Source organism: Streptomyces sp. NPDC002588 (assembly GCF_040295925.1).
Lineage (GTDB): Bacteria > Actinomycetota > Actinomycetes > Streptomycetales > Streptomycetaceae > Streptomyces.
This window is the reverse complement of record NZ_JBEOWF010000120.1, coordinates 1-1,642: the sequence shown is the minus strand read 5'-3', so window position 1 is coordinate 1,642 and position 1,642 is coordinate 1. Positions and strand designations below refer to the sequence as shown.

Genomic DNA, 1,642 nt, shown 5'->3' with positions numbered 1-1,642 from the left:
CGACAGCAACTCAGCGCGGCTTCGCCGTGCGCCGGGGGCACAGTAAATGGGTCGGCGTGCGCCGCGCGCGGTCCTGACCGCCCTGTTCCAGGGCCAGTTGCGTCGTAACAGTGGAACTGTCCGTTCCGGACGAGACCGATGACTCTGTGATGCCTCCGAGCTCGCACGACAGCATGGTACTGAGGGCCGTCCACGGGAACCGTGGAGTGTTGCCATGAGCACGCGCGTCAGATTCTGCGAACTGCCTTGGCCCTCCCGGAACGGCACCGCGAAGCGAGGACCGAACAGAAGCGGAGCCCTGGCCATGGATGTCCTTCACGAACGCTGCGCCGGGATCGACATCAGCAAGCGGGACGCCAAGGTGTGCGTACGCACCCCCAACCCCAAACGCAAAGGGACGTTCACCCAGCAGACCACGACCTTCGGCGCCACCACCAACGCCATTGTCGACCTGCGTGAACACCTCCTCGACGCGGACGTCACCCTGGTGGTGATGGAGGCGACCGGCGACTACTGGAAGCCCTTCTACTACCTGCTGACCGAGGAACTGAACGTCATCCTGGTCAACGCCCGTCAGGTGAAGAACCTGCCCGGCCGCAAGACCGACGTCTCCGACGCCGCCTGGCTGGCCCAACTCGGCTCCCACGGCCTGGTGCGGGCCTCCTTCGTGCCGCCACAGCCCGTACGCGAGCTGAGAGACCTCACCCGGACCCGAAGCCAGCTCACCCGCGAACGCGCCCAGGTCGTACAGCGCCTGGAGAAACTGCTGGAGGACGCCGGCATCAAACTCTCCGCCGTCGTCTCCGACCTCATGGGAGTCTCCGGCCGCGCCATGCTCCAGGCCCTGATCGACGGCCAGCGCGATCCGCGCGTCCTCGCCGACCTGGCCAAGCGCCGCATGCGCAGCAAGATTCCCGAGCTGAGCCAGGCGCTGACCGGCCGTTTCCGCGAACACCACGCCTTCCTGACCCGCGTCTATCTCGACCAGTACGACCACCTGTCCGGTGCCGTCCGGCAGCTGACGGCCCGCATCGAGGAGGCGATGACCCCTTTCCGTCCGGCGCTGGACCTGCTGGACACGATCCCGGGAGTGAACCGGGCGGTGGCGGAAGTGATCGTGGCCGAGACCGGGGGTGACATGGACCGGTTCCCCTCGGACAAGCACCTGGCCTCCTGGGCCGGGCTGTGTCCGGGACACCACGAATCGGCCGGCCGGATCCGCAGTACCCGGGTCCGGCCCGGCAACCCCTACCTGAAAGGAGCACTGGGGATGGCCGCGTTCGGAGCGGCACGGACCAAGGACTCGTTTTTGCAGGCACGCTACAAGCGGCTGACCGCCCGCCGCGGCCCGATCAAGGCACTGGTCGCCGTCGAGCACTCGATCATCACCGCGATCTGGCACATGCTCAACGACAACGTGCCCTACCACGAGCTCGGCGGCGACTACTTCACCCGCCGCGACCCCGAACGCGCCACCCGCCGGGCGATCAACCAGCTCAACCAGCTCGGCTTCACCGTCACCCTCAACCCGAGGGAAGACACAGCCTAACCGGCAGCCCGAACACCCGGCGGTCCTCCGCGGCCACCGGGCACACAGTCATGTCCACACCCACCCTGACCTGGTGATATTTACGCGTCAGAG

At 67.1% G+C, this 1,642-nt stretch carries 1 protein-coding gene; it reads left to right on the top strand.

Features of this window, described 5'->3' with window-relative positions; genetic code table 11:
• Nucleotides 1-304: 304 nt before the first annotated feature.
• The gene (locus tag ABT057_RS49055; protein WP_352351909.1) at nt 305-1,549 is read left to right on the top strand and encodes an IS110 family RNA-guided transposase; all 1,245 of its coding nucleotides are present in this window, start codon (nt 305-307) and stop codon (nt 1,547-1,549) included.
• The last annotated feature ends 93 nt before the right edge of the window (nt 1,550-1,642 follow it).

Bases quoted from the DNA above. Each gene is read 5' to 3' on its own strand.
- ABT057_RS49055 (WP_352351909.1), top strand. From the start codon at position 305: ATGGATGTCCTTCACGAACGCTGCGCCGGGATCGACATCAGCAAGCGG.